23 protein-coding genes and 1 riboswitch are annotated in these 26,103 nt (G+C 65.2%); of the genes, 10 read left to right on the top strand and 13 right to left on the bottom strand.

Annotation, left to right across the window (positions count from 1 at the left end; genetic code table 11):
* Positions 1 to 107 precede the first annotated feature (107 nt).
* A complete protein-coding gene (locus tag DSM100685_RS06465; protein ID WP_152350540.1) occupies positions 108 to 1,583 on the bottom strand; it encodes a glycine--tRNA ligase in 1,476 nt (491 codons plus the stop codon).
* A gap of 487 nt (positions 1,584 to 2,070) precedes the next feature.
* Between DSM100685_RS06465 and DSM100685_RS06460 the strand changes: the two genes are divergently transcribed.
* The gene (locus DSM100685_RS06460) at positions 2,071 to 2,673 is read left to right on the top strand and encodes a uracil-DNA glycosylase family protein (protein WP_152350539.1); all 603 of its coding nucleotides are present in this window, start codon (positions 2,071 to 2,073) and stop codon (positions 2,671 to 2,673) included.
* A gap of 279 nt (positions 2,674 to 2,952) precedes the next feature.
* Here the strand turns inward: DSM100685_RS06460 and DSM100685_RS06455 are convergent, their stop codons facing one another.
* The 3 genes from DSM100685_RS06455 to DSM100685_RS06445 all read right to left on the bottom strand — a co-directional run bounded on the left by DSM100685_RS06455 (position 2,953) and on the right by DSM100685_RS06445 (position 6,416).
* A complete protein-coding gene (locus DSM100685_RS06455) occupies positions 2,953 to 3,786 on the bottom strand; it encodes an alpha/beta hydrolase (RefSeq protein WP_163200999.1) in 834 nt (277 codons plus the stop codon).
* A 161-nt stretch (positions 3,787 to 3,947) separates the two neighbouring features.
* Positions 3,948 to 4,988: a glycoside hydrolase family 43 protein gene (locus DSM100685_RS06450; RefSeq protein ID WP_152350537.1), complete on the bottom strand. Its 1,041-nt coding sequence runs from the start codon at positions 4,986 to 4,988 to the stop codon at positions 3,948 to 3,950.
* A gap of 114 nt (positions 4,989 to 5,102) precedes the next feature.
* Positions 5,103 to 6,416: an ABC transporter substrate-binding protein gene (locus DSM100685_RS06445; RefSeq protein ID WP_152350536.1), complete on the bottom strand. Its 1,314-nt coding sequence runs from the start codon at positions 6,414 to 6,416 to the stop codon at positions 5,103 to 5,105.
* Positions 6,417 to 6,696: 280 nt separating this feature from the next.
* On the opposite strand from DSM100685_RS06445, the gene DSM100685_RS06440 reads away from it, so the two are divergent.
* The 3 genes from DSM100685_RS06440 (at position 6,697) to thiC (ending at position 11,624) form a co-directional block, all read left to right on the top strand.
* Positions 6,697 to 7,713 (top strand): LacI family DNA-binding transcriptional regulator, encoded by a 1,017-nt coding sequence (locus DSM100685_RS06440; protein WP_163200997.1) that lies wholly within the window; start codon positions 6,697 to 6,699, stop codon positions 7,711 to 7,713.
* A gap of 60 nt (positions 7,714 to 7,773) precedes the next feature.
* Positions 7,774 to 7,883: riboswitch (TPP riboswitch) on the top strand.
* A 29-nt stretch (positions 7,884 to 7,912) separates the two neighbouring features.
* Positions 7,913 to 8,860 carry a hydroxyethylthiazole kinase gene (locus tag DSM100685_RS06435; RefSeq protein WP_420837379.1) on the top strand — a complete coding sequence of 316 codons (948 nt, stop codon included), beginning with the start codon at positions 7,913 to 7,915 and terminating at the stop codon, positions 8,858 to 8,860.
* A gap of 151 nt (positions 8,861 to 9,011) precedes the next feature.
* Positions 9,012 to 11,624: a phosphomethylpyrimidine synthase ThiC gene (gene thiC, locus DSM100685_RS06430; protein ID WP_204314317.1), complete on the top strand. Its 2,613-nt coding sequence runs from the start codon at positions 9,012 to 9,014 to the stop codon at positions 11,622 to 11,624.
* 189 nt (positions 11,625 to 11,813) lie between these two features.
* Here thiC and DSM100685_RS06425 read toward each other — a convergent pair whose 3' ends face one another.
* The 3 genes from DSM100685_RS06425 to DSM100685_RS06415 all read right to left on the bottom strand — a co-directional run bounded on the left by DSM100685_RS06425 (position 11,814) and on the right by DSM100685_RS06415 (position 14,609).
* A complete protein-coding gene (locus DSM100685_RS06425) occupies positions 11,814 to 12,263 on the bottom strand; it encodes a hypothetical protein (RefSeq protein ID WP_152350532.1) in 450 nt (149 codons plus the stop codon).
* Positions 12,264 to 12,697: 434 nt separating this feature from the next.
* Complete coding sequence (locus DSM100685_RS06420) at positions 12,698 to 13,957, bottom strand: sensor histidine kinase (RefSeq protein ID WP_152350531.1); 1,260 nt, start codon at positions 13,955 to 13,957, stop codon at positions 12,698 to 12,700.
* Between the two features lie 4 nt (positions 13,958 to 13,961).
* The gene (locus DSM100685_RS06415; protein ID WP_163200995.1) at positions 13,962 to 14,609 is read right to left on the bottom strand and encodes a response regulator transcription factor; all 648 of its coding nucleotides are present in this window, start codon (positions 14,607 to 14,609) and stop codon (positions 13,962 to 13,964) included.
* 351 nt (positions 14,610 to 14,960) lie between these two features.
* Between DSM100685_RS06415 and thiD the strand changes: the two genes are divergently transcribed.
* The 3 genes from thiD to DSM100685_RS06400 all read left to right on the top strand — a co-directional run bounded on the left by thiD (position 14,961) and on the right by DSM100685_RS06400 (position 17,355).
* Positions 14,961 to 15,776, top strand: coding sequence for a bifunctional hydroxymethylpyrimidine kinase/phosphomethylpyrimidine kinase (thiD, locus tag DSM100685_RS06410; RefSeq protein ID WP_152350529.1), 816 nt, complete (start codon positions 14,961 to 14,963; stop codon positions 15,774 to 15,776).
* Between the two features lie 75 nt (positions 15,777 to 15,851).
* Positions 15,852 to 16,238, top strand: coding sequence for a thiamine-binding protein (locus tag DSM100685_RS06405; protein WP_152350528.1), 387 nt, complete (start codon positions 15,852 to 15,854; stop codon positions 16,236 to 16,238).
* A gap of 73 nt (positions 16,239 to 16,311) precedes the next feature.
* Positions 16,312 to 17,355 (top strand): LacI family DNA-binding transcriptional regulator, encoded by a 1,044-nt coding sequence (locus tag DSM100685_RS06400; protein ID WP_152350527.1) that lies wholly within the window; start codon positions 16,312 to 16,314, stop codon positions 17,353 to 17,355.
* A 135-nt stretch (positions 17,356 to 17,490) separates the two neighbouring features.
* Here DSM100685_RS06400 and DSM100685_RS06395 read toward each other — a convergent pair whose 3' ends face one another.
* The 5 genes from DSM100685_RS06395 to DSM100685_RS06375 are packed head-to-tail and all read right to left on the bottom strand — an operon-like array spanning position 17,491 to position 22,076.
* On the bottom strand, positions 17,491 to 18,786 hold the full coding sequence (locus DSM100685_RS06395) for an O-acetylhomoserine aminocarboxypropyltransferase/cysteine synthase family protein (RefSeq protein WP_152350526.1): 1,296 nt from the start codon (positions 18,784 to 18,786) through the stop codon (positions 17,491 to 17,493).
* A gap of 19 nt (positions 18,787 to 18,805) precedes the next feature.
* A complete protein-coding gene (locus DSM100685_RS06390) occupies positions 18,806 to 19,525 on the bottom strand; it encodes a GNAT family N-acetyltransferase (protein ID WP_152350525.1) in 720 nt (239 codons plus the stop codon).
* Between the two features lie 60 nt (positions 19,526 to 19,585).
* The gene (locus DSM100685_RS06385; RefSeq protein WP_152350524.1) at positions 19,586 to 20,323 is read right to left on the bottom strand and encodes an amino acid ABC transporter ATP-binding protein; all 738 of its coding nucleotides are present in this window, start codon (positions 20,321 to 20,323) and stop codon (positions 19,586 to 19,588) included.
* Positions 20,286 to 21,122 carry an amino acid ABC transporter permease gene (locus DSM100685_RS06380; RefSeq protein WP_152350523.1) on the bottom strand — a complete coding sequence of 279 codons (837 nt, stop codon included), beginning with the start codon at positions 21,120 to 21,122 and terminating at the stop codon, positions 20,286 to 20,288. The genes DSM100685_RS06385 and DSM100685_RS06380 overlap by 38 nt, the downstream gene beginning before the upstream one ends.
* A gap of 51 nt (positions 21,123 to 21,173) precedes the next feature.
* Positions 21,174 to 22,076: a transporter substrate-binding domain-containing protein gene (locus DSM100685_RS06375; protein ID WP_163200993.1), complete on the bottom strand. Its 903-nt coding sequence runs from the start codon at positions 22,074 to 22,076 to the stop codon at positions 21,174 to 21,176.
* Between the two features lie 451 nt (positions 22,077 to 22,527).
* Here DSM100685_RS06375 and DSM100685_RS06370 point away from each other — a divergent pair, with 451 nt between their 5' ends.
* The 3 genes from DSM100685_RS06370 (at position 22,528) to DSM100685_RS06360 (ending at position 24,948) form a co-directional block, all read left to right on the top strand.
* Positions 22,528 to 23,487 carry a DUF1684 domain-containing protein gene (locus tag DSM100685_RS06370; RefSeq protein WP_152350521.1) on the top strand — a complete coding sequence of 320 codons (960 nt, stop codon included), beginning with the start codon at positions 22,528 to 22,530 and terminating at the stop codon, positions 23,485 to 23,487.
* 60 nt (positions 23,488 to 23,547) lie between these two features.
* A complete protein-coding gene (locus tag DSM100685_RS06365) occupies positions 23,548 to 24,498 on the top strand; it encodes a DUF1684 domain-containing protein (RefSeq protein ID WP_152350520.1) in 951 nt (316 codons plus the stop codon).
* Between the two features lie 195 nt (positions 24,499 to 24,693).
* Positions 24,694 to 24,948 (top strand): helix-turn-helix transcriptional regulator, encoded by a 255-nt coding sequence (locus DSM100685_RS06360; protein ID WP_152350519.1) that lies wholly within the window; start codon positions 24,694 to 24,696, stop codon positions 24,946 to 24,948.
* Between the two features lie 488 nt (positions 24,949 to 25,436).
* On the opposite strand, the gene DSM100685_RS06355 is transcribed toward DSM100685_RS06360, so the two are convergent.
* Positions 25,437 to 25,616 (bottom strand): hypothetical protein, encoded by a 180-nt coding sequence (locus DSM100685_RS06355; RefSeq protein WP_152350518.1) that lies wholly within the window; start codon positions 25,614 to 25,616, stop codon positions 25,437 to 25,439.
* Positions 25,617 to 26,103 lie beyond the last annotated feature (487 nt).

The following is a 26,103-nucleotide window of genomic DNA, read 5'->3' as shown; positions in this document are numbered from 1 at the left end:
GCAAAACGAGCCGAAGGCCCGGACCATCGGCCCGAATCCCCCGGCTCGCCATGTTTGCTCGATGTTCGATCCTCGATCGGCGCTCAATCGGCGCGGCGCCGAAGCGGTCAGTACAGGCCGCCGGCCTCCTGGATCTTCACCTCGTCGCCGAAGGGCTCGCCGCCCAGCTCGACCGGCTTCATGGGCACGCGGGTGCGGTGCTCGCCGATGCGGGCGTCCACGTACTCGGCCACCTTGTTCAGGGCCACGCGCTCCTGGTTCATGGTGTCGCGGTCGCGGATGGTGACGGCCTGATCGTCGAGGGTGTCGAAGTCCACGGTGATGCACAGCGGGGTGCCGATCTCGTCCTCGCGGCGGTAGCGGCGGCCGATGGCGCCGGACTCGTCGTAGTCGATCATCCACTCGTTCTGGCGCAGGTCGGCGGCGAGGTTCTGGGCCACGGACTGCAGCTCGGGCTTCTTGCTCAACGGCAGCACGGCGGCCTTGACCGGGGCCAGGCGCGGGTCGAGGCGCAGAACGGTGCGCTTGTCCACGCCGCCCTTGGTGTTCGGGGCCTCGTCCACGTCATAGGCGTCCACGAGGAAGCACATGAGCGAGCGGGTCAGGCCGGCGGCCGGCTCGATCACGTACGGGATGTACTTCTCGCCGGTGGCCTGGTTGAAGTAGCTCAGGTCCTCGCCGGAGTGCTTGGAGTGCGCGGACAGGTCGAAGTCGGTGCGGTTCGCCACGCCCTCGAGCTCGCCCCAGTCGGAGCCCTGGAAGCCGAACTTGTACTCGATGTCCACCGTGCGCTTGGAGTAGTGCGCGAGCTTCTCCTTCGGATGCTCGTAGTGGCGCAGGTTCTCCGGCTTGACGCCCAGATCCAGATACCACTGGGTGCGGGCGTTGATCCAGTACTGGTGCCATTCCTCGTCCGTGCCGGGCTCGACGAAGAACTCCATCTCCATCTGCTCGAACTCGCGGGTGCGGAAGATGAAGTTGCCGGGCGTGATCTCGTTGCGGAAGGACTTGCCCATGTTCGCGATGCCGAACGGCGGCTTGGAGCGCGAGGAGGTCATGACGTTCTTGAAGTCCACGAAGATGCCCTGGGCGGTCTCCGGGCGCAGGTAGTGCAGGCTGTTCTCGTCCTCCACCGGGCCGAGGTGGGTGCGCAGCATCATGTTGAAGTCGCGCGGCTCGGTCCACTGGCCGCGGGCGCCGCAGTCGGGGCAGACGATGTCCTTCATGCCGTTCTCCGGCAGCTTGTCGCCGTGCTTCTCGGCGTAGGACTCCTCGAGCTTGTCCGCGCGGTTGCGCTTGTGGCAGTTGAGGCACTCGACCAGCGGGTCGTTGAACACCGCCACGTGGCCGGAGGCGACCCACACCGGGGTCGGCAGGATGATGGAGGTATCCACGCCCACGATGTCCGGACGGGTGACGACCATGGAGCGCCACCACTCGCGCTTGATGTTGTCCTTGAGGGCCACGCCGAGCGGGCCGTAGTCCCAGGCGGAACGGGTGCCGCCGTAGATTTCGCCGGCGGGGAACACGAAGCCGCGACGCTTCGCGAGGGACACTACTTCATCAAGTTTGGACTGAGCCACAATGCACCTTCTGGTTTGAACGGTTTGGGGACTTTTGTTTAGCCGCTTCAGCTTATCCTCACGCGGTGACAGGGGCGGAAAACCCGGATTCCGGGCAAGGTCGGACGTGGCCGCGCACCTGATTCGGCATGCACGGGCGCGCGGGCCGCTTTGCCACGGTACGGGGCTTTGCGACGCGACGTGGGGTGTTGCAACGATCACTGGAACCCGCCGAGCCCGCCAAATCCGCCGAACCCGCCGAACCCGCCGACTGTGCGCGGTTATGCGGAGGCACAACTTTACGGGCCGAAAACGACGAAATCGGCGGTTCACAGCGTCAAACGGACGCGAATGCGTCCCTTTCGCGCTTGGAATTCCGGTTTTCGTCGTTTTGGGCCCGTTATTTGGAGACCATCGGAGACATTTGGAGGGCATTCGTGGTCATCCGCGGCGCACGCGGCGTTCCGGCACCGCTCCGACGCCGATTTTCGCGGCTACTGTGGGACGCATGACCCTGACGCATGTGGAACATGGATTCGGTCCGGTGTGGGACGCCGGCTCGCGTGTGCTGGTGCTCGGTTCCATGCCGAGCCCGAAGTCGCGCGACGCCGGCTTCTACTACATGCATCGCTTCAACCGGTTCTGGCCGGTCATGGCCGCGATCTTCGACGACGACTCTTGCCTGCCGCCGGAGGGCGGGCGGTGGCCATCGACGCCAGTGGAAATCGCGGCGCTGACGGACGCACGCCGAACGTTCGCGCTGGAGCATCATGTCGCGTTGTGGGACGTGATCGCCTCCTGCGACATCGCCGGCGCCAGCGACGCGACCATTCGCAATGCCGCGCCGAACGACATCCCGTCCATAGTGCGCGGTTCCGCCATCGCGCGCGTCTTCACCACCGGAGCCAAGGCCGCGCAACTCTACCGCCGTCTCTGCCAGCCGCTCATGGATGCGGCCGGCTTGGGCGACATACCGGTCACGCCGCTGCCGTCCACCAGCTCGGCCAACGCCGGCATGTCACTGGAACGGCTCATTGAGGCGTACCAGCCCATCGCGCAGGCCGCAGGAGCGGACGGGGCCAACAAAGTCAATGAGTCAATGAGTCAATGAATAACGGCAAATAATATGGAAGGTCACCCGCCACGCCCCGGACCTGATCCCCGGCCCCGGTCGTTGTCGCTCCCCGCTCCGCTTCCCGCCCACTCTCCGGAGACCTTTTCACGGACAAATATTCGTTCCCGTTCTCCAGCCGCCTCCCGCAAATACGGGAAAGCCCGGAAAATACGGTCGAATATTTGCCGCACAACCGGTCCCATTCGAAGAGAGGGCGAGCCCCCGCCGACTTTTCCCGGCCGCCCCGCCGTCAGACCTCCGGCGGAACCGGCCGAATCACACGAACCGCGCGAGGAACCCGATATACAGCGTGATGGCCAGCGGAGACTGGAACACCTCGTCCGAGCCGTGCCCGCCGTATGCGGGATACCAGGAAACCACCTTGCCGTCGCCGATCGCGCACCGCACCGCACGTTCCATCACCGGCGTCATATCCCAGTTCACCAGTCCGTCGTTCTGCGCGTGCGCGAGCAGCATCGGCGCCGCGGAACCATCCACATGAGCGATCGGACTCGCATCCCACGCCTGTTCGCGCGTGTATCCGGCGCCGAGGAATCCGACCATGAAGTCGTGGTCGTTCATTTTGCGCCATGCGGTCAGATCGCTGATGCCGTAGCTCGAGATCACCGCGCTGACGCGGCTCGATGCCCCAGCGCATCCCATGGAGGGATCCTCATATCGCGCGTCCCCGTCGGTCACGCCCAGAAACTGGCACAAATGCCCGCCCGAGGACGATCCGTACACCGCGATGCGGTCGGGATTGACGTCCCATTCCCCCGCATGCGCGCGCAAATATCGGATCGCGGCCTTGCAGTCGAGGATCTGCGCCGGCCATTGCGCCTCGCCCGTCAGCCTGTAGTTCACGAATGCGAGCGCATAGCCCGCCGACAGCATGGCCGGGAAGATCGGACGCGCCATGACGTCCATCTCCTCGCCGCGCCGGAAATTCCCCTGCTCCCAGCCGCCGCCGTGGATGTACACGACCAGCGGCCATCCGCCCCGGGGCGCGGGCCCCGCCACGGTCTCGGCCGGCGTGACCACGTACAGCAAACGCGAATCCAGCCCGTCGCCATCCACATATTGACGCTGATTGTGCACTATATAACCCATGTTCCGCTCCATTCCGCGCCTTCGCGAGGCCCGCTGCGATTTCTGACCTAACGGGCCGCGAAGAACCACCAACGCCGCCGCCCGCAATGGCGGAATGACGCCGCATCCAGCTCGGTCCAATCCCATCCTATCCGAGCCGCGAGGTCAGAAATCGCATGCGGCTACGATTCCGGGCCATACGCGGCCGTTACCGCCTCATATTCGTCTTCGGTGATCGGCAGGATCGAGCCGTGCCGCTTGAGCATCGCGCCCAGATCCACGTCGTCGAGCACATGCCAGTCCGAGGGGTCGGAACTACCCGGATCGGCGCTGCAGAAGAGCCGGCACCCCTGATCGGGGGCGAGCCCGTCCACCATAAATCCGTATGGCATGGCCCGTCCGTTCACGACGGGCGCATCACCCTCATTGAGCAGGAAAAACTCCGGGCCCTCGCAACGCACCGGACATGGCCCCAGTTCGCCGATAGCGCCTACGTATGCCCATTCATCCGGACCGGCATCGCGGTCGAACGGTTTGGACGCTACGGCATACGGATTGCGCGTCTTTTCGATTCGCCCGTCAGCATACGCCCGGTACCACCAGTCGCCCAGCCGAATCATCGTGGCATCGATGGCGAGGGAGCCGCGGTCGATCCACTTCACCGGTTCGCTGAACGACAGAAAATCCTTCGTCGTGGAGTAATAGATGTTGTACGGGCTGTCCGGATGAACTGAATCACGTTCAGTGTACGTGGTCCAATACACCATGAATTCCTGGCGTTCCTCCACCCATGCGGCCTCCGGAGCCCATGCCGAGGCGCCGCCCGGGATCGAACCGGCAACGTCGACCCATCGGGGCTCCGACCAATGCGTCAGGTCACGGCCTTCATACACCATGATGTGCGTGCTGCACCCCTTCTCCGCGACCTCCTGCCCGCAATGGGCGGTGTCTCGCGTATAGGTGCATAGGTCGGATGCGACCATGATCACCGCATGACCGCTCGGATCCCTTGGATCACGCAATAAATACGGATCGCGCATGCCTCGGTCGCCTACCCGCGACGTGAAGATGGGATGTCCCTGCCGGCGCAGGTCATGCCACGTTCGGGCGTCCCGACTGACCGCGAAATAGATCTGTTCATTGGCGGCGCTGCGATCCGCCGCCGTGGTCTCCACACCCGTGAAATGCGCGAACAGGTATGCGGAATATGGTTCGTTGTTCATGATGGTTCAATCCGATTCCATGGTTGAATGATGGTGCAATGAATGACTGACGCCACGCATTTGCGGGCGCGACGGCATCACGGCCGTCATGCCCGCAAACGCACGTTCAATGGCTCACGATGCTGAAGCGATACTGTTCGTCAAATCGTCGATATAGCTTTGCGCCGCCTGCTCGGGAGTCTTGGACCCGAAGGCGATATCCTGCGCGCAGCGCATGATGTAATTATCGGAATCGGAGACTCCATTGGGAGTGTCCGGAGGCGCGATGCCGGACGCCTTTTCGGTCTTATCGACGAAGTCCATGACCTTCTTCTCGATGTCCGACGCGTTCTGTTTGGCAACCTCGCGCACCTTGGGATTCGCCGGGATGCCTCGCTCCGTACCCAAAATCTTTGCCGCATCGAGATCATTGATCATGAAGTCGAGCAGTTCCGCAGCCTCCTTGGGATGCTTGGATTGTGCGGAAACCGCCCAACTCATGCTCATGCGGTTGTACATGAACTTCGTCTGCGGCGTATCCGTGGGCACCATGACCAATGACCAATCTTCGGTGCCTGACGCGGCGCTGAACGCCGAAAGCTGAGTGGCATGCGTGAACAGCATGGCCTGCTTGCCTGTGCCGGCATCGGAAATTTCGGTATTGGCATTCTGATTTTCCGCCCAACGATCCGCCGTACCGATCAATTGCTCGTCAACGGCCTTTTTGAATTCCTCAAAGTACGACGTGGCTACTTTCTTGGAAACACTCACCTTGCCGTCTTTGAACAATTCCTCTCCGTGCTGACGAGCCCACAACTGGAGACCATACGTGCCCAGAGGCGTGCCGGCCGCCGTGATCTCCCCATTGGATTTCTCGACGATCTGACGTTCAAAGGCCTCGAACTCATCCCACGTCCATGAATCCGCATCCGCCGGCAGAGTAAGACCAAGGTCCTTAAGCACGGTGTTGTTCACCGCGATGCCCAGCGAGGTCAACGATACAGGCGCGGCATATTGCACACCGCCAAACTGTCCGGTCGCACGCACGGCATCGGTCATTTGCGTCAGGTCAAGCGCATCGCTCACTTGGGAGAGGTCCATGAGCGATCCCTGAGAGCCATAAACGGGAATATGATCCGTGCCGATCTGGAACACATCCGGCGCGGTGCCACCGGCTATCGAGATATTGAGTTTGTCAAAATACCCACCGTAATCCGAATTCTCCATATTGACCTTGATGTTCGGATGCTTCTGCTCGAACAGTTCCACCGCCTGCTGGGTGAGCTTGAGGCGTTTCTCCGAGCCCCACCACGACAGTGTGATCTGCACCTTGCCGTCGGCGGTCTTGCCGTCGCTGGCGTCCGCGGCGCCGCATGCCGCCATGCCGAAGGTCATTCCCAATGCGGCCGCCGAGGCGACCAGCCGCGTGAACATCGTCGTTCGCTTCATTGCAACTCCAATCCTTTATATGATCACACCGCGGCGGTACCACCGGCGACTCGACATCTAGCCTCCGAGGGTGTCAACGCCACGATTGTCTTGCTTTTCGACCATCAGTGGTTAATCGATAAAGCTAAATTGATTATACGATTAACCTATTCGCCATGTCAACCATCTTGCAACACGCCGCGAATTACACCGTTCCTTGCGCCACTTTGAATTAATCGATTAGTCTTACTTGATGCACAGGCCATTTCAATGCGCGTGCGGGAGGAACACCATGGTCACCATGAAGGATGTGGCACGGGAGGCGAACGTCACCACGGCAACCGTCTCCTACGTGCTCAACGGAACGGGTTCGGTGGGAGCCGGCACCCGCGCCCGCGTGCTCGACGCGGCCAAACGGCTCAACTACACCAAAAACCTCGCGGCCATGAAGCTCCGTTCCGGCAAGAACGGCATCATCGGGCTGGCGCTCTACGACGTCGGCATGCCCTATGCGGCCGAGCTGTCCAAAACCGCCTCGATCGAAGCCCTGCGGCATGGCCTGCAGCTGCTGGTGCAGCAGACCTCCTCGTCCAAGGCCGAGGAGCGATCCATCATCGAGACCATCACCAACCAGTTCTGCGACGGCATGATCATGATGGCCGGCGCACTGCCCAGCGAGGAGATCCACACGCTGAGCCGCGGCAAGCCCGTCGTGCTCATCGACGACCATTCGCCTGACAGCCCGCTCGACTCGATCTTCACCCCGTGCCGCGAGGGCGCCAAAACCGCGATCTCCCGTCTCATCGCCGAGGGACGACGCAATATCGTCATGCTGGGCGTCCACGCCACGACCTTCCCGCTGGACGAACAAAGCACACGGGCGACCGTCCGATACACGCTCGGATACCGCGACGCCATGGAGGAGGCGGGATTAACCGTCGCCCCCGATAACTTCGTCATCTGCGGCTGGACTTCCCGCGAAGCCTACGAGGCCACCGCCCGCCTGCTGGAAACCGGCCGCCGCTTCGACGGTGTGTTCTGCATGTCCGACTCCATGGCCATCGGGGCGCTGAGCGCGCTCAACGACCACGGCGTGCGCGTGCCCGAGGAGGTGTCGCTCATCGGCTTCGACGGCATCGACGAGGGCAACTACACCACGCCGAAGCTCACCACGGTGGCCACGGACACCCGGCAGCTGGCGGGCACGGCGGTGACCATGCTGCTCGACCGCATCGAGCGACCGGATTCCGGCAAGCCGCCGCAGCGCGTCACGATCGGGCATCGGCTCATCGAGCGCGGCACCACGCTGCCCGTCTGAAGCGGCCCCGGCCACATACCACCAAAACACCCGTCTGTCCAGTGTTTTTTCTACGTTGGTAGGCAAGTGCAGGGGAACTCGCATCCACTCGGCGAGTTGAGATAGGCATCCGGCCTGACCCTTTGAACCTGTTGGTTAAGACCAGCGTAGGGAGCAGTGATTGATGAGCGATAGTTCTCGACCCATATCTTCGGATCCTGTGGATGATTCCGCCGCGGGCGATCCCACCGCGGAGAATTCCGCCGAAGGCGGCCTGCCCGCAGCCGATCCAATCCGCGAACGCATCGCCCAGGCGGTTCGCGACGTGCGCGAACAGGCGCCGCTCGCCCAGTCGTTCACCAACTTCGTGACCATCAATCTTGTGGCGAACGCGCAGCTGGCGGCCGGCGGCGTGGCGGCGATGAGCTTCCTGCCGGACGACGTGATCGGCTCCATGTCCATCTCCCGCGCCGACTACGTGAACGTCGGCACGCTGCAGCCGTTCTACCGCGAGGCGCTCCCCCGCATCGCCCGCGCGTACCACGACGCCGCGCATCCGTGGGTGCTCGACCCCGTGGCCGCCGGCATCGGCGAGACCCGCACCGCGATCCTCGCCGCCTTCCGCGAGACGCCGCCCACCATCGTGCGCGGCAACGCCTCGGAGATCATCGCGCTGGCGGACATGTGGGGCCTGAACGCGGCCGACACCGACGGCAACGCAACAGACGCCGCGCCCGCCACCTCCCGCCACCGCCCGGCCGGCGTGGAATCCGTGGACGATGTGGACGCCGCCGCCCCGGCCGCCGAAGCCCTCGCCCGGTTCCTCGCGGCCAACGCCCCGGAGTCCCGACGCCGCGCCGCCGTCGCCGTGTCCGGCCCGGTCGATCTGGTGACCGACGGAGAGCGCACGTTCCGCCTGCCCGGCGGCAGCGCGCTCATGACCAAGATCACCGGCGCCGGCTGCTCGCTCGGCGGCGTGATGGCGACCTATCTGGCCGTCGCCGACCCGCTGATCGCGGCCCTCGCGGCGAGTGCCCTGTACAACCGCGCAGGCGAGACCGCCCAGCGCCGCGCGCACGGCCCGGGCTCGTTCCAGGTGGAGCTGCTCGACGCCCTGTGGAACCTCACCGCCGACGAAGTGGCGGCGAGCCCGATCCTCCCCGTGTAGCCGCGCACAGTCATAGCCCCGCACGGCCCGACCGGCCGACCAGTCAGCAGACCTTCCACATCCAGTTATCCCAATCATCCCGGTTATCCAGTTTTCCCAAGCTTCATCACAACCAAAAGGAGCACCGATGAACAACTATCCATTCGCCTCGATGCGCGACAGCTTCGACCTGTCCGCGTACTTCGTGGTCGGCCCGCAGGACACCAAGGGCAGGCCCGTGACCGACGTGGTCGAGGAGGCCCTTCGCGGCGGCGCGACCTTCATCCAGCTGCGCGCCAAGGACGCGGACGCCAAGGAGATCACCTCGCTCGCCCAGGACGTGGCGCAGATCATCGAGGACAACGACAAGTCCGATTCGGTGGCCTTCGTGATCGACGACCGCGTGGACGTGGTCTGGCAGTGCCGCAACAAGGGCATCAAGGTCGACGGCGTGCACATCGGACAGACCGACATGGAGCCGCGCGAAGCCCGCGCCCTGCTGGGCGACGACGCGATCGTGGGCCTGTCCGCCGAGACCGAAAGCCTCGTCAAGCTCATCAACGAGCTGCCTGACGGCTGCATCGACTACATCGGCGCCGGCCCGCTGCATCATTCCTCCACCAAGCCGGAGGCCGCGGTGGGCAACGACGGCTCCGGCCGCACGCTCGACGAGGCGCAGATCAACACCATCTGCTCGGCCTGCGACTTCCCGGTCGTGGTCGGCGGCGGCGTGACCGCGGCGGACGTGCCGATGCTGGCGGGCACCAAGGCCGCCGGCTGGTTCGTGGTCTCCGCGATCGCCGGCGCGGACGACCCGCAGGCCGCCACCCGCGAGCTCGTGGACGCGTGGAAGGCCGTGCGCGGCGACGCGAAGCACGGGTACGCCAAGCGCGTGGCCGCCGAGCCGGCCGCCGAGGCCCCGCAGACCGCTCCCACGGAGAAGAAGTTCACCAACGCCAAGGAGGCCAAGGAGGCCCAGCGCCTCGCCAAGCAGCAGGCGGTGGACATCGCGGCCCGCGGCTCCAAGCAGCGCGACAAGGCCCACATCCGCAAGACCAAGTCCGTGCACTTCGAGAACCAGTTCGGCTCCTACGACCTCGAGGTGCCGTACACGGAGATCAAGCTGTCCGACACCCCCGGCGTGGGCCCGAACCCGCCGTTCATCGACTACAACACCGAGGGTCCCAAGTGCGATCCGAAGGAGGGCCTGAAGCCCCTGCGCCTCGACTGGATCAAGGACCGCGGCGACGTGGTGGAGTACGAGGGCCGCCGGCGCAACCTCGCGGACGACGGCAAGCGCGCGATCAAGCGCGGCAAGGCCACCAAGGAGTGGCGCGGCCGCAAGCACGAGCCGATGAAGGCCAAGGACCACCCGGTCACGCAGATGTGGTACGCCCGCCACAACATCATCACCCCGGAGATGAAGTACGTGGCCGAGCGCGAGAACTGCGACGTGGAGCTGGTGCGCTCCGAGCTCGCCGCAGGCCGCGCGGTCATGCCTTGCAACATCAACCATCCGGAGGCCGAGCCGATGATCATCGGCTCGAAATTCCTCACCAAGCTCAACGCCAACATGGGCAACTCGGCGGTCACCAGCTCCATCGACGAGGAGGTGGAGAAGCTCACGTGGGCCACCAAGTGGGGCGCGGACACCGTCATGGACCTGTCGACCGGCAACGACATCCACACCACGCGCGAGTGGATCCTGCGCAACTCCCCCGTCCCGATCGGCACCGTGCCGATGTACCAGGCGCTGGAGAAGGTCGAGGACGACGCCTCGAAGCTCAGCTGGGAGCTGTTCCGCGACACGGTGATCGAGCAGTGCGAGCAGGGCGTGGACTACATGACCATCCACGCGGGCGTGCTGCTGCGCTTCGTGCCGCTCACCGCGAACCGCGTCACGGGCATCGTCTCGCGCGGCGGCTCGATCATGGCCGAGTGGTGCCTGCAGCACCATCAGGAGAGCTTCCTGTACACGCACTTCGACGAGCTGTGCGACATCTTCGCCAAGTACGACGTGGCGTTCTCGCTGGGCGACGGCCTGCGCCCGGGCTCGCTGGCGGACGCCAACGACGCGGCGCAGATCGCCGAGCTCATGACCCTGGGCGAGCTCACCAAGCGCGCGTGGGCCAAGGACGTGCAGGTGATGATCGAGGGCCCGGGCCACATCCCGTTCGACACCGTGCGCATGAACATCGAGATGGAGAAGGCCATCTGCCAGGACGCCCCGTTCTACACGCTCGGCCCGCTCACCACGGACACGGCCCCCGGCTACGACCACATCACGTCCGCGATCGGCGGCGTGGAGATCGCCCGCTACGGCACCGCCATGCTGTGCTACGTGACCCCGAAGGAGCATCTGGGCCTGCCGAACAAGGACGACGTGAAGCAGGGCGTGATCGCCTACAAGATCGCCTGCCACGCGGCGGACATCGCCAAGCACCACCCGCACGCGCAGGACCGCGACCTCGCGATCTCCAAGGCGCGCTTTGAGTTCCGCTGGCTCGACCAGTTCAACCTCTCCTACGACCCGGACACCGCCATCGCCTTCCACGACGAGACGCTGCCCGCCGAGCCGGCCAAGATGGCGCACTTCTGCTCCATGTGCGGCCCGAAGTTCTGCTCGATGGCCATCTCGCAGAACATCCGCAAGCAGTTCGGCGACGCGGCCCAGCAGGAGCGCGTCGTGGCCGACTCCGAGGCGGAGATCGCGTCGAAGGGCATGGCCGCGATGAGCGAGAAGTTCCGCGAGAACGGCGGCAAGCTCTACACCGCCGCGCAGTAGCCCGCCCATTCATGGCACGCGCGGAACGTGCGTAACGCCTACACACTGGATCCGCTCATTGTGCGCTTCGATTGGCGCGGAATGAGCGGATCCAGTGTTTTACGGCCCGTTTTGGGGCTCCACGGCACTGGATTCGCTCATTGTGCGCGCGGACCGGTATGCGCATACTGCGCAACGCGGGCATGTGCGTCAGAAACGCGGCATGTACCCCTGCGAAACCGCGTAGTCATGCACTTCGCGGGCGATGCCCACATACAACAGCGCCAGCAGCAGCATCCACACCGCGGCCGCGATCAGGGGCAACAACATGACCGGACCGGCTCCCAGCTGCAGAACCAGTTCCACGCCGCCGACCGCCGTCACGATCAGCTCCACGATGCAGCAGACGATCACCGCGCGGCATTTGGCTCGGCTGTCCGCCATGCGGTATGAGGCGATCGCCCACACCACGTTGAAGACGAGTCCCACCGCCGTCGGCACCATCCACAGCGCAAACAACGCAGGCCGCACGGCCGCGCCGCCTCCCGAACGCAGCGCCTCATGCCACAGGTCCCACGCGCCCTGCGCCAAACCGATGACGCCAAGAATCATACCGGGCCAATACACCCCGCCATTCGCCTTGACCTCCAGCATCGCCATCGCCTCCGATTTTTCGATGTTCGCCGATTCGCCGTCGAATCCGCCGTTATTTCAAGCCTATGGCCCCGCCGCGCGCCCGCGAAATCCCTGTGGCATTTTCGCCCGATCCCGCATGCTCCCGCCAGCTCCCGCAAGCGAACGTCCGCCGCGCCGCTATCCGCATAGTGTGCAGCAGATTTGACGGTTCGCGGACACCCATTCGCATAGTGTGCGGCACTCAATTCCCGAGATGACGAGCGGAGCGGACCGAGACAGGCCAAAAGCCGCGCATTTGGGGTGGAAAAGCCCATCGAAGCGATGGCAAACGCATAATGGAGTGCTGCACAGAACGCGGATAGATGTCAGCGCAACCCGAAACCTGCCGCACACTATGCGGATGGCCGTGGTTCCGCACCCGTGGCGGTTGCGCGGCACGCCGATCGTGACGCATGCGTCTAATACAGATTCGGATGCAACGGGATCACGGCATGCAGCTCCCATTGCCCGTCCCGCGGCCCGCATTCGAGCGTGCCACCGCAATGCTCAAGCAGCTGCCGATGCAACGCCAGCCCGTGACCCGCCGCAAGCCAGCCGCTCCCACGCCGTTCCCCGACCATATGCGCATTCGCCACGGCATTCATCCCGTTGGTTTGCGTCACCGTGACACTCCGCTCGCCGATCACCACATGCAGCGCGTACCGCCGGCCCACCCCACGTGCGTGGCGCAGCACGTTCGACCGGCATTGACGTATGAGGCTCAGCGTCTCCACGGCGCTCGACGCGTCGATCGCATGGCATTCCCCGCTCACCGCCGATTCCCCCACCATGCCCGCCGCAGCAAGGGACGACTGGAAGTCCGCGCATTCCCGCCGCAGCGCAGTCATGAACCCCGCGGCGTTGCCGGCGAGCGCGGACCCGTCGTCCTCGTCGGCGCGCAGCCGATCCAGCAGGCCGCGCAGCGCCGTCCAGCCGGCACGGGACCGATCGCGGACGATGGCCCAATACCGCGCTTCGTCACCGGGCACAGCCGTTTCCCGCGAAGTCCCGTCGAGGCAGACGTCCGCCGTCATGGCGATCACGGACAGGTCGTTCATCACCGTGTCGTGCAGGATGCGGGCGAATTCGGAGTTCCGGCGCATCAGGCGAAGCCGCTCCCCATCCCGCAGCCCATCGCGCTCCGCGTCGGCGCGGGCCGCAAGCGCGGTGCCGACCGATGCCAGCACGCCGGCCGCCACCGCAAGCGCGCAACCGGCCATGTGCGTCAGCCTCGCGGCATTCCCCAGCGCGGCGACGCCATACGGTCCGCAGTCCGCGATCGCGCATGCGCCGGCCACCGGCACGGCAATCGCCACGGCACGGCGCCATGGCACGCGGGAGCACAGCAGGAACGCCGCCAGCCACATGCCGGTCACCGGCAGCACGGCATACTGCACGCCATTCAAATCCAGCCAGCCAACGACCGCGGCGTACAGCACCAGCCCGCAGCATCCGACGCGCGGCCACAGTGCGGCGATCCCCGCCGCGGTCAGGTAGATCGACACCGTGTCGAGCATGCCTTCCATCGGCAAACCCATGCGCACGCACAGCGTGACGTCCGTCAGCGCCGCCAGCAGCAGACCGAACGCCGCGGCGGGATGCATCCGCACGCCGAACGCCGTGCACGTCCGGCACCACCGCAGCGCCCGGTCCAGGCGGTCCGGCATCGTTCCGTTCACCGTCTCACCCCATCCGTTCGCGCAGCCACATGGTCACGAGTTCGAGGCGATTGCCGGCGCCGGACTTGCGCACCGCGCGCTCCAGATGCGTGTTGACCGTGGAGACGCCGCGCCCGGTCTCCCGCGCGATGCGGTCCGACGTGTAGCCCCGTGCGCACAGGTCCACCAGTCGGCGTTCGGTGTCGTTGAGCGCGGCGACGCCGGTCGGCCTTTCGCCCTGTATGCGCAGATAGGCGTCATGAGCCGTGTCGAAACGCGCCGATGCGTCTTCGCCGGCGCCGTCATCCGACCATCTGCCGCCGCCTGCCACGCCTCGGATCGCCTCGGCAAGACGCACGGTGTCGTGCTTGGCGACGATGCCCTGGGCCCCGGCCCGCGCCGCGTCCGCCGCATACCGTCCGATCGAGAACGCCGTCATGGCGAGGATCGCCGGCTTCTCGCCGCGCAGCCGGACTTCGCGGCACAGGGCCGGCCCGCTCATCGATTCCATGGACATATCCACCAGCAACACGTCAGGACGCCGTCCGTCCACCTTCCAGCGCACCAGCACGTCCTCGCCGCGCGCGGCCGTCCACAGAACCGTCCACCCCGGCAGCAGCTGTCTGAGCCTTATCCCCAGCAATTGCAGCACCAGCGGGTCGTTGTCCACCATGGCGAGGGTTCCATTTCCCATTTGTCCACCTCCGGATCCACGTCGGTGCACACGCCCCTGTGTACAACGCGCAATGTTCGTCTTCCAGCGTATCCCAGCGGACCGGCCCCGCCAACATACTGTGGCAGTTCGACCTACGGCATTCGGCCGGACCGGGAGCGACTTCCCGGACAGGGAGCGCCCGCTCCCCGTCCATCGTTCCCACAAACCTTGAAATGAAGCCATTTTCAGCACCTCCGGACAGGGAGCGCCCGCTCCCCGTCCATCCAGCTCCCGCCCGCAATCCATTCACGGCCCGATCGCCACCCGCCAGCCACCGCGCTGGGATCCCCCGCCGGTAGAGTGGAGGTCATGAATCATGGGGTGAAAAGCGCAAACGTCATGCCCGCCGTGCTGTCGATCGCGGGCTCGGATTCGTCGGGCGGGGCCGGCATCCAGGCGGACCTGAAGACCATGCTGGCGTGCGGCGTGTACGGCATGACGGCCATCACGTCGCTCACCGCGCAGAACACCACGGGGGTGCGCATGGTGGAGGACGTGACCCCCGAAATGCTCGCCGCGCAGATCGACGCCGTGTTCGAGGACATCCGCCCCGCCGCCGTGAAGATCGGCATGGTCTCCTCGATCGCGCTTATTGAAGTCATCGAGGACCGGCTCAGGCACTGGAACGCCGGCAACGTGGTGCTGGACCCGGTGATGATCGCCACGTCCGGGGCCAAGCTCATCGGCGACGACGCGGTGGATGCGCTCACCGGGCGCCTGTTCCCGCTCGCCACGCTGGTCACGCCGAACATTCCGGAGGCGGAGACGCTCACCGTGGCGCACATCGCGAACGCGGAGGACATGGAGGCCGCCGCGTCCCGCCTGTCGGAGCGGTTCGGCTGCGCGACGCTCGTCAAGGGAGGCCACAATGTGACCGGCGAGGCCGACGACGTGCTCGTGGACGCCGACGGGGCAATCACCTGGTTCCCCGGCACGCGCCTCGACAACCCGAACACGCACGGCACCGGCTGCACGCTGAGCTCCGCCATCGCCGCGGGCCTCGCCAAGGGCGATCCGCTGCCCAAGGCCGTCAAGCGCGCCAAGAAGTACCTCACCGGCGCGATCAAGGCGGGGCTTGATCTGGGCCACGGTTCCGGCCCGCTCAACCACGCGTGGAAATTCTAAAACCCGCCGCCGAACAACCTCAGCCACATCCAACTACATCCAGCCACATCCAACTACATCCAAGGAGCGCAACACATGGCCATCGACCGCTATGCGGAAAAGCAGGAAGTCCCCGTCAACCCCGAAACCGGCAAGCCGTACCTCAACACCGTGGCGGCCCTCGCCATCGCCCCGAACGGCGTGGGCGCGGAGCTGAGCGACTACGTGTCGCAGGCCATCGAGGTGATCCGCGAGTCCGGCCTGCCCAACGAGACGAACGCCATGTTCACCAACATGGAGGGCGACCTGGACGACGTGGTGCGCGTGGCAGTGGCCGCCGCCAAGAAGCTCGCCGAGCAGGGCTACCGCACCGGCGTGACCCTGAAGCTCGACATCCGCCCCGGCTTCGAGGGCCAGCTCAAGGAGAAGCCCGCACTGGTCGACCGCATTCTCGCTGACGACGCGGAAGGCAAGCGGGAGTAAGCCGAAACCGATTTCCCTCTCCGTGAGGCCAAGCCCCGGTCGCCACGAAGGTCGTGCGGTACACTATTGCCTCATGACCACGATGAAGGAGATTGCTGAGAGAACGGGGGTCTCGGTTTCCAGCGTATCGCTCGTTCTCAACGGGCGTGATGCGGGAAGGGTGAAGCCCAGCATCGCCAAGAAGGTAAGGGACGTGGCGGATGCGTTGGGATACAAGCCGAATCCGCTGGCCCGCTCGCTGCGCACCAGCCGCACGCGCATCCTCGGGTTCGTGAGCGAGGAGATCGCCACCACGCCGTTTGCGGGCGGCATCATCCTCGGCGCGCAGGACGCCGCAAGCGCGGCCGGGTACATGATGATCACGGTGAACGTGGACGGCCTCACGGACGAGCCGGAGGAGATCGCCGCGCTGAAGCGCTACGGCGTGGACGGGTTCCTGTACGCCAAGATGTCGAACCGCATCACCGACGTACCCGAGGGGCTCGCCGAGTACCCGACCGTGCTCGTGGACGCCACCGACCGTGCGGGCCGCGTGCCGAGCGTGACGCCGGACGAGGTGGGCATCGGCTACGACGCCACCAAGCGGCTCATCGACGCCGGATGCACGCGCATCGCGTACGTGGGCTGCTCAGAGCCGATGGTCGCGCAGCGCCTGCGGTTCGAGGGGTACCGCCGCGCGCTTGAGGAGTCCGGCCTGCCGTTCGACGACCGTCTGACGACCAACGTGATGTTCCACCGTCCCGCGCAGGACGCGGTGGACCGACTCATCGGCGAACAGCGCCCGGACGGCGTGTTCTGCTGGAACGACGCCCGCGCGCTCTACGTCTATCAGGCCGCCATGAAACTTGATCTGACGGTCGGCGAGGACCTGTCCGTGGTGGGCGTGGACAACCACCGCCTCATCGCGGAGACGCTTGTGCCGGAGCTCACCACGGTGGAGCTGCCGCATTACGAGATGGGCTACTGGGCCACGCGCAAGGTGATCTCGATGATCGAGGACCGCGTGCCCTCCGCCGACGAACTGCCGCATACCACCGCTCCCCTGCCGCCGCTGGACGGCCCGGTGGAGACGCGCGTCCGCTGCACGCTCATCGACAAGGATTCCGTGGCGCGCTGAGGCACAGCACGCTGAGGCACAGCGCTGAGGCTCGGCCCGCCGAGGGCCCGCAAATGCCATCCGAACAATAGAGACGAACGGGGGCGAGTCGAACCATCTCGACCCGCCCCCGTTCGTTCAAACCCGCGGCAGCGCTCAGTACGCCCCGGCGATGGCCTGCTCGAGATCCGCGATGAGGTCCCCCGCGTCCTCCAGACCGATCGACAGGCGGATGAGGTTGTCGGTCACGCCGGCGGCCTCGCGGTACGCGCGCGGCACCTCGCGGTGGGTGATGCGCGCGGGGTCCACGATGAGCGACCGGGAGTCGCCGATGTTCGGCACGTAGCTGAACACCTTCGTGCCGTTGAGGATGCGTCGCACGTTGTCCTCGTCGCCGTCCACGAGGAACGACAGGATCGTGCCGACGCCGTTCGGGTAGTACTTGGCCACCAGATCGTTCTGGCCGGTGGTGCCGATGCCCGCGTAGTTCACGGCCTTCACATGCGGCAGCTCCGTGAGCCGGCACGCGACGGCCGTGGCGGTGGCCACCTCGCGGCTCACGCGCGGGCCGATCGTCTCCAGACCGACCAGCGACAGGTACGCGTTGAACGGGCTCGCCACGGCGCCGAACGTGCGCAGGTACTTGATGCGCACGCGGCGGATGTACGCCTCCGCGCCGAACGCGTCCACGAAGCTCTTCCACTCGTTGTGGCGCTCGTCGCTGATGACCTGCTCCACGGTGGTGAACTGCGGGAACCGACCGTTCGCCCAGTCGAAGCGCCCGCCGTCCACGATCGCGCCGCCGATCGCGTTGCCGTGGCCGGTAATGCCCTTGGTGGTGGAGTGCACCACCACGTCCGCACCGAATTCGATCGGGCGAAACAGGTAGGGCGTGGGCACGGTGTTGTCCACGATGAGCGGGATGCCGTGTTCGTGCGCAAGCGCCGCCAGCGGCTCGACGTCGGTGATCTCGGTGGACGGGTTGGCCACGGACTCGCAGAAGATCGCGCGCGTGTCCGGACCGATCTTAGAGGCGACCTCGTCCAGATCGTTGATGTCCTTCACGAAGTCGGTGTGCACGCCGAACTGCGGGAAGAAGCTCTCCATGGCGTCCACCGAGGCGCCGTACAGGTTGGTCGGCGAGATGATCCTGCCGCCGCCCTCCGCCGCGCACAGCAGCGCGAACGACACGGCCGCCATGCCGGAGGCGACGGCCACGGCGTTGTCTCCCCCTTCAAGGGCCGCGAGCCGCTTTTCGAGCACGTCCACGGTGGGGTTGGCCACGCGCGAGTACGAAAACCCGGTGGTCGTGCCGCCGGCGAGCGCGTCGCCGCGGATGGCGCTTTCCATGTCGAACGCGGCGCTGGCGTATATGGGCACGTTCACGGCGTCCCCGTTCGCCCGGCGGTCGTAGCCGGCGTGGATGGCCTGCGTGGCGAAATCAACGGTCATTGCTTTGCTGTTCCTCTCCTCATAGCGTGTGCCCATGGCGTTCCAGCGCCCGCGCGAAGGCGTCGTCGATCACCGATTCCGGTACGTCCGGCAGCTTCACGAGCGGCTTCGGCTCCGCGGGACGGGCCTGCAGGTGCTTCTGCATCCACAGCTTGTCATACCACGTGCCGAGTTTATAGCCTACGCCGAGTTCACGTCCGACGGGGAAATACCCCTTGGCCCTGTGGAACCGCGGGCTGGTGACGGGCAGGTGCGGGTCGTTCACGCGCGCCAGGGTGGCCTCCCGAGCCGCGGGGTCGGTCAGATCCGCCAGATCGTCGTGCTCGCTGACGGTGATGCAGGAGAACAGCTCCACGACGCCCTGATACGCGAGGATCGGTTCGAGCGCGTCGTACAGCAGCGTGCCGATGCGGTGGCCGCGGTAGTCGCGGTTCAGGTAGATGGAGGTGTCCGCTGACCACGTGTAGGCCGGGCGCGACCCCATGGGCGTGGCGAACACGTAGCCGACGATGTGCTCGCCGCCGAACGGGTCGTGCCTCACGGCCGTGATGAACGGGAACGTGCGCTGCACGCCCTCGATGCGTCGGGCGAATTCGGCGGCGTCGGGCGCGTCGTATTCGAAGTTGACCGCCGTGCCCGTGGCGTACGGGGCGTAGAACTCGGCGATCTCCCCCGCGTCCTGCGGGGTGGCGAGGCGAAGCGTGATGCGTTCGCCGTCCGCCGGCTGCTGTTGTGACATGTGTGCTGTCGTCCTTCTGGATGTTGCGCGGTGGCTGGTCTCGGGCCCTGCAGGCGCGTCCTACAGGCGCACGCGGGAGAGGAACTGCTTCGTGCGATCGTGCTCGGGGTGCCTGAACACGTCCTCGGCGGAGCCCTCCTCGACGATTTTGCCCTGGTCCATGAAAGCCACGTGGTCGGCCACCTGATACAGGAAGTTCATCTCATGCGAGGCGATGATCATGGACTGTCCCTCGTCCGCGAGCGCGCGGATCACGTCGAGGACCTCGCCCACGTTCTCCGGGTCGAGCGCGGAGGTCGGCTCGTCGAGCAGCATGACCTTCGGCCTCAGGACGGCCGCGCGGGCCAGGGCCACGCGCTGCTGCTGGCCGCCGGAGAGCTTGTCCGGGAAGCTGTTGCGCTTGTCGTACAGGCCCACGCGGTTGAGGAAGTCGAGCGCGGTTTCGCGCGCCTCGCGCTTCGGCACGCCCTGCACGTCCGTCAGGGCGAGCTCCACGTTCTCGGCCACGGTCTTGAGCTTGTACAGGTTGAAGCTCTGGAACACCATGGCGGTGAGCCTGCGCAGCGCGGCGATGTCCTTCTTGGAGGCGGTGGCGGCGTCCACGGTGAAGTCGTCGATCGAGAACCGGCCCTCGTCCGGCTTCTCGAGGAAGTTGACGCAGCGCAGCAGCGTGGACTTGCCGGCGCCGGAGGAGCCGATCAGGCCGACGACCTGTCCGTCGCCGACGGTCAAGTCCACGCCGCGCAGCACCTCGTTGTCGTCAAATCGCTTGTGCAGGTTGGAGATCCGCAAGACCATACCCGGGCTTCCTTTCGACTCGGTCGCCGGCGAGCGCGGCGAGGGACGGCACCTTGACGCGCGGCACCCACACGGCCGGCTCGGTGTCCACGATGACGCGCTCATTGCGCTTGAGGCGCTTCTCCAGCAGACGGAACAGCACGGAGAACAGGCCGGAGAGAATCCAGTACAGGGCGGCGAGCGCGATGTACATCTCAAGGTAGCGGTACGTGCGCGAGGCGGCGAGCTGGCCGGCGGAGGTCATGTCCACCACGGAGACGACGAACGCCAGCGACGTGCCCTTGAGCATGCTCACGAACTGGGCGCCGAGCGAGGGGACCGCGACCACGAGCGCCTGCGGCAGCACGATCTTGCGGTACGCGTTGAACTTGGACATGCCGGTGGACAGCGCGGCCTCCATCTGGCCCTTGTCCACGCCCTCGAGCGTGGCGCGGAACGACTCGGCGGAGTAGGCGGCCATGATGTTGGTGAACGCGACGAGCACGAAGAGCATTTTCGGGATGCCGTTGATGCTGATGCCGGTGCCCCAGTAGTAGTTCGTGTACTGCAGCACCACCGGGATGCCGTAGAACGCGAGGAACAGCTGCACGAGCTCCGGCGTGCCGCGCGTGAACGAGACGAACACGCCGCAGATCTGATAGAGCACGGGGATGCGGTGCATCTTGACGAGCGCGAGCAGCAGGCCGAACGCCCAGCCGACGATCGCGGCGAAGAGCACGATCTCCAGCGTCACGGGCAGGCCCCGGAGGATCGAGGGGATGTCCTCGATGATGTACGACGGGTTGAAAATGTCAGGCATGTCCAAGTCCTTTCATGGTGTGGACGACGCGGTGCAGGCGGCCCGGAGGCGTCACTGCCAGACGCTGTCGTCCCCGGTCAGGTCGTAGCCGAAGTACTGTTCGGACAGCTTCTGCATGGTGCCGTTTTCGTGGAGCGTCTTGAGCGCCTTGTCCACCTCGTCGGAGATCTTCTGCCCCTCGTCGGTCTTCGGGAACAGGTAGTAGGTCTCCTGACGCAGCGACTTGATGAGCTGCTTCTCCGCGTCGGTGGTGGCGAAGCTGTCGGGGATCGGCACGTAGTCCACCTGCACGCCGAGGTCCTGCGCGTACACCTTCTGGTGGAAGCGGCCGCCGTAGCCGTAGTCGAACTGGCCCTGGCTGATCTGGCGCAGGCGCGTGGCGTGGTCGGCCGGCGTGTACGTGATCTTGATGGGGTTGTTCGGGAACAGCTTGTTGTAGTCCTCCACGAACACCTGGAACGCGGAGCCGTTGGAGTCGGACGGCACGTTGTAGCCGCCCAGGTCGGCGAGCGAATGGAACGGGTGCTCCTGCGCGAAGCCGGGGCGCGTGAGCACGGCGGCCTGGTCGCGGTAGTGCGCGTACTTGGAGAAGACGAACTTCTGCGCGCGCTCGGGCGTGTAGTTGAAGAAGTTGGCGCCGATCTGGAACTTGCCGCTGTCGAGGCCGCCGGTAATGCCGGCGAAGTCGACCTGCTCGTACTTGAAGTCGTAGTCGTCGATGAGCTTGTCGGCCTCCTTGAGCAGGTCGATCTCGTAGCCGCCCACGGTGCCGTCCGCGTTCACCTGCGTCATGGGGGCGGGCGTGCCGGAGGTGGCGACGATGATGGTGCGCGCGCCGCCGTCGGCCGCATGGGCCTCGCCGGTGATGTCGCCCTTCTGGCCGCATGCGGACGTGAGCACCAGCAGGGCTGCGGTTGCCGCCGCGAACACGGCCTTGAATGTTGTGGACTTCACGATGTTCTCCCTCATGACGTTCGGCCGATCATTGCTTGATCGGAATTGGTTGCGAGTCTAGGGCAGATCGGGCGGCCAAATGCGCCCGGAACTATCGCCGCTGATTTGAGCCATGCATAAGCGGCCGTTATACGCGGGACATAACGCGTTATCAATCGGCGTCGTTCCGGCGCCGGCGGGCGGTCCGCGCGTTCCGCGGACGCGGGCGGCGGGCGATGGGCGGCGTTATACGTTCTGGTTATGGATGGCATGCAGGCGCATGATCCGGGCCGCATTGCGAACCGTCCATAACCAACGCATATACCAAAACGCGTGATTCGCCCGTCCGCATCGGTTACATTCGGAACCACCGCGGCGGCGAACGCACCTTCGCGGTTCCATCCACTCCATCCATCCATTACGCATATCACGCATCGCGTCAACCACGCCACACACCAAAGGGGAACCAGCCATGAGCAACGCACTGACCTACCAGGACGTCATCAACCAGACCGACGAGGAGTACGCCGCCGACTGGCAGCGCTGGCACGAGGCCCGTGAGGCTCAGCTCGACTCCGAATACGGCTGGCTGTCCCTGCGCAGCATCGACTGGCTGGCGGACGGCGAGACCATCACCATCCCCAACTTCCCCGGCACGTGGACGCAGCACGGCGACGTCGTCACCTACACGCCCGAGCCCGGCAAGACCGTGGTCAACCGCGGCGAGGCGATCACCGCCCCGAAGGACATCGAGGTGACCATCCACGCGGACGTCAATGTGGAGGACTTCGACTACGAGGGCGTGCGCGCCCAGCTCATCAAGCGCATCGGCGCGAGCCGCCAGTTCGCGGTCCGCCAGCGCGACCCCAACTCCGCCACCCGCCGCAGCTTCCAGGGCGTGCCCCACTTCCCGCTCGACCGCAGCTGGGTGCTGCCGGCCCACTACGAGCCGCTCGCCGAGTGGAAGAACTCCGAGACCGGCGCGGTGCTCGGCGACCTGTCCCACAACGAGACCATCATCGGCTACGTGACGTTCACCAAGGACGGCAAGGACTACCGTCTGGCCGTGTTCCAGGGCCACAACGACGACTCCGGCTGGACCAAGGTCGACCCCGAAACCGGCAAGACCGTCTACCTCGACAACCGCCAGAACACCGACGGCCACGGCTTCGCGCTCTTCCGCGACCAGACCTCCGGCAAGGAGACCTACGGCGGCGCCCGCGGCCTGTCGTTCGACGTCTCCGACCCGGCCACCATCACCTACGTGGACTTCAACCGCTCCACCAACCTGCCGTGCGCGTTCACGCTGTACTGCACGTGCCCGTTCGCCCCGGCCGAGAACTTCCTGCCGTTCGAGGTGCGCGTGGGCGAGACCACGCCGACCATCGTGCACGAGGACAACGCACTGCAGGACGACGCCCTCGCCGCCTGATCGCCTTTCCGAACCACGTCCGTCATTCCGCCGATTTTGCAATAAAGGAACCGCATCCCCATGGAACTGTTTTCCCGCGACCCCTCCATCACCTACGACGACCTCAAGAACCAGTCCCCCGAGCAATTCCGCGCCGAATGGCTCGAGTGGAAGGCCAAGCGCGACGCCTACATGCGCGAACCGTATGGCTGGCTGTCGCTGGTCAGCATCGACTGGCTGGAGAACGGCCGCGAAAAGACCTTCGCCAGCTTCCCCGGCACATGGCGTCAGGACGGGGACACCGTGATCTACACGCCGCCGGTCGATGGCCCCACGATCGTCAACCGCGGCGAGCCGATCACCGGGCCGTTCACGGTGAAGGTCCCGGACGTGGGCGACTTCAACCTCGAGGACTTCTACAACGGGGACGTGCGCGCGCAGCTCATCAAGCGCATCGGCGACGACCGTCAGTTCGCCGTGCGCGTGCGCGACCCGCATTCCGCCGGCATTTCCGGGTTCGAGGGCTCCCCCGCGTTCGAGCCGGACCAGCGGTGGGTCTTCCCCGCCAGCTTCGAGCCGGCCGACCATGAGGACGTGACCGTGGGCGCGGTGGACGGCGGCCTGTCGCACAACGAGACCTCCATCGGCACGCTGCACGTCGACTTCGACGGCACCCCGCGCGACCTCATCGTCTTCGAACAGCACAACGACGATTCCGGCGCACACACCATCGACCCGGAAACCGGCGAACGGGTGTATCTCAACAACCGCGCGAACATCACCAACGAGGGCAACCTGCTCTTCCGCGACCAGACCTCCGGCAAGGAAACCTACGGCGGCGCCCGCGTGCTCGGCTTCGACATCAGCGACCCAACCACGGTCACCTACGTGGACTTCAACCGCGCGATGAACCTGCCGTGCGCCTTCACGGTGTTCTGCACCTGCCCGTTCGCGCCGTTCCAGAACACCCTGCCGCTGGAGATCCGAGCGGGCGAGAAGACCCCGCCGGTGTTCGGCTCGCTGGAGGACTGACCGTTTCGGCGTTCTTCGACTCCCGATTCTCCATCTCGTTCTCCATCTCGGTGACAAGGAAAGCGCGGGATTTTCGGCATGAACATTGGCATTGCGCCAATCCGTCCGGGAATCCCGCGCTTTCCTTGTCACTTTGCGGATCCTCATCGTTCATCTCTGATCTTTTCCGTACGCCGCAGATGGTAAAAAACCAGTATGACCAAGGCATACAATTCGGGCGCCGATGCCCGCAACGACGTCTATCCCCAAATCGGCGAGGCTCTGGCCCGCGCACGCAGGGAATGCGGTCTGACGCAGGATCAGCTCGCCGACCGCTCCGGCGTCTCGCGCATCACGATCGGACGCATCGAGCAGGCCCACATCAACCCCTCGTTCCGCACCCTCGAGGCACTGGCCCACGGTATGGACCGCGAGCTCACCATCAGCTTCGAGGAACGGGTCGAGAGCTGAACGACAATTTCTTGGTCCCAGACAACGTGCGGAATAAATGGCCAGCACTGGAAACTGCCAAATCGACGGCTGCCGGGTGCCCCTATCCAATGAACAGCAGTCGTACATTTCTGATTTGTGCGTGGATTTCCATGGCACGGAATTGATGACGACGCCGAATAGCCCGAACACAGCGGGTGTTATGAATGTGCGGCTCGCAAAAGAGGCAACACTGGATAGTCATGGACGTGAAGCTCTCAGGATTTGCGGAAACTACACGGGGCAGGCCCGTTTCCGCTGCCGGATCGGGCCATGGTCGTTTTGCTTTTCCGATTTGTGCGGTCGATTTCATGCTTTTCCCGAGTAGCCGCGCCGCGATAACGCTGGAACGCCAACGTCGTTGTCCGCCGCCATCCGGGAAATCGACCGCACGAATCGAAAGTACGCGGAAGCGGACCACTACGTAGCCGCCTGCGGGATACCCCGAACCCGGAATCGAGGTCAAAAGCCTATCTCTTCTTGGCCGTGCGGTAATTCAGGCGACGCAATTCGCGCGAGGGATCATAGCGGGGATCAAGCGTCGGATCACCCGGTGCGGGCTCGTTCAACGTCTCCATCTCGGCGGCGATATCATATCCATACGCGGTTAGCGCCTCTCGCTCGGACTTGGGAAGATCTCCGAATTTCATTGCGATTTCTCCTTTTCCAGTGCTGTTTCCTGGCTGTCGGACGGCATCATCCAGTTTGCACCACATGCATGTCAGGCCCTGCAGAGCCGCTGAAAAAGGATATATACCATGTGCCTAAGCGCATAAGCACTGGGGCATAAAGCCATGCAGGAGGTGCGAACACCAGCACGGCGCGGCAGGGACAGCAGCCCATGCCGGCTTCCCAACGGGAAGCACCACCATTCTAAACCCCGCATACGCCGGTCAGCAAACACATGCATGGCGACGGAGTTGGTCTATGCGGATTCGGGAGGTGATAACGTCATGAACACCAAATCCCCAGCGGATTCGCGGAACCCCCGGAAGAGGATACGAAAAATGGCCCGGAGGGGGAATCCCTCCGGGCCAAACACGAATAATTTGCGGCGGCGTGCTACTCTCCCGCACCCTATCGAGTGCAGTACCATCACCGCGCCAGGCCTTAGCTACCGGGTTCGGAAAGTAAACC

This window comes from Bifidobacterium avesanii, assembly GCF_009299475.1.
Classification (GTDB): Bacteria; Actinomycetota; Actinomycetes; order Actinomycetales; family Bifidobacteriaceae; genus Bifidobacterium; species Bifidobacterium avesanii.
The sequence above is the reverse complement of the archived record's forward strand: the minus strand, read 5'-3'. Positions and strand labels throughout refer to the sequence as shown.

Coding starts and splice junctions, on each gene's coding strand:
- DSM100685_RS06380 (WP_152350523.1), bottom strand. CDS start 21,122: ATGCCTGACATTTTCAACCCGTCGTACATCATCGAGGACATCCCCTCG.
- DSM100685_RS06385 (WP_152350524.1), bottom strand. CDS start 20,323: ATGGTCTTGCGGATCTCCAACCTGCACAAGCGATTTGACGACAACGAG.
- DSM100685_RS06390 (WP_152350525.1), bottom strand. CDS start 19,525: ATGTCACAACAGCAGCCGGCGGACGGCGAACGCATCACGCTTCGCCTC.
- DSM100685_RS06450 (WP_152350537.1), bottom strand. CDS start 4,988: ATGAACAACGAACCATATTCCGCATACCTGTTCGCGCATTTCACGGGT.
- DSM100685_RS06360 (WP_152350519.1), top strand. CDS start 24,694: ATGACCAAGGCATACAATTCGGGCGCCGATGCCCGCAACGACGTCTAT.
- DSM100685_RS06370 (WP_152350521.1), top strand. CDS start 22,528: ATGAGCAACGCACTGACCTACCAGGACGTCATCAACCAGACCGACGAG.
- DSM100685_RS06355 (WP_152350518.1), bottom strand. CDS start 25,616: ATGAAATTCGGAGATCTTCCCAAGTCCGAGCGAGAGGCGCTAACCGCG.
- DSM100685_RS06395 (WP_152350526.1), bottom strand. CDS start 18,786: ATGACCGTTGATTTCGCCACGCAGGCCATCCACGCCGGCTACGACCGC.
- DSM100685_RS06445 (WP_152350536.1), bottom strand. CDS start 6,416: ATGAAGCGAACGACGATGTTCACGCGGCTGGTCGCCTCGGCGGCCGCA.
- DSM100685_RS06405 (WP_152350528.1), top strand. CDS start 15,852: ATGGCCATCGACCGCTATGCGGAAAAGCAGGAAGTCCCCGTCAACCCC.
- thiC (WP_204314317.1), top strand. CDS start 9,012: ATGCGCGACAGCTTCGACCTGTCCGCGTACTTCGTGGTCGGCCCGCAG.
- DSM100685_RS06365 (WP_152350520.1), top strand. CDS start 23,548: ATGGAACTGTTTTCCCGCGACCCCTCCATCACCTACGACGACCTCAAG.
- DSM100685_RS06400 (WP_152350527.1), top strand. CDS start 16,312: ATGACCACGATGAAGGAGATTGCTGAGAGAACGGGGGTCTCGGTTTCC.
- thiD (WP_152350529.1), top strand. CDS start 14,961: ATGAATCATGGGGTGAAAAGCGCAAACGTCATGCCCGCCGTGCTGTCG.
- DSM100685_RS06460 (WP_152350539.1), top strand. CDS start 2,071: ATGACCCTGACGCATGTGGAACATGGATTCGGTCCGGTGTGGGACGCC.
- DSM100685_RS06415 (WP_163200995.1), bottom strand. CDS start 14,609: ATGGTGGACAACGACCCGCTGGTGCTGCAATTGCTGGGGATAAGGCTC.
- DSM100685_RS06440 (WP_163200997.1), top strand. CDS start 6,697: ATGAAGGATGTGGCACGGGAGGCGAACGTCACCACGGCAACCGTCTCC.
- DSM100685_RS06425 (WP_152350532.1), bottom strand. CDS start 12,263: ATGGCGATGCTGGAGGTCAAGGCGAATGGCGGGGTGTATTGGCCCGGT.
- DSM100685_RS06455 (WP_163200999.1), bottom strand. CDS start 3,786: ATGGGTTATATAGTGCACAATCAGCGTCAATATGTGGATGGCGACGGG.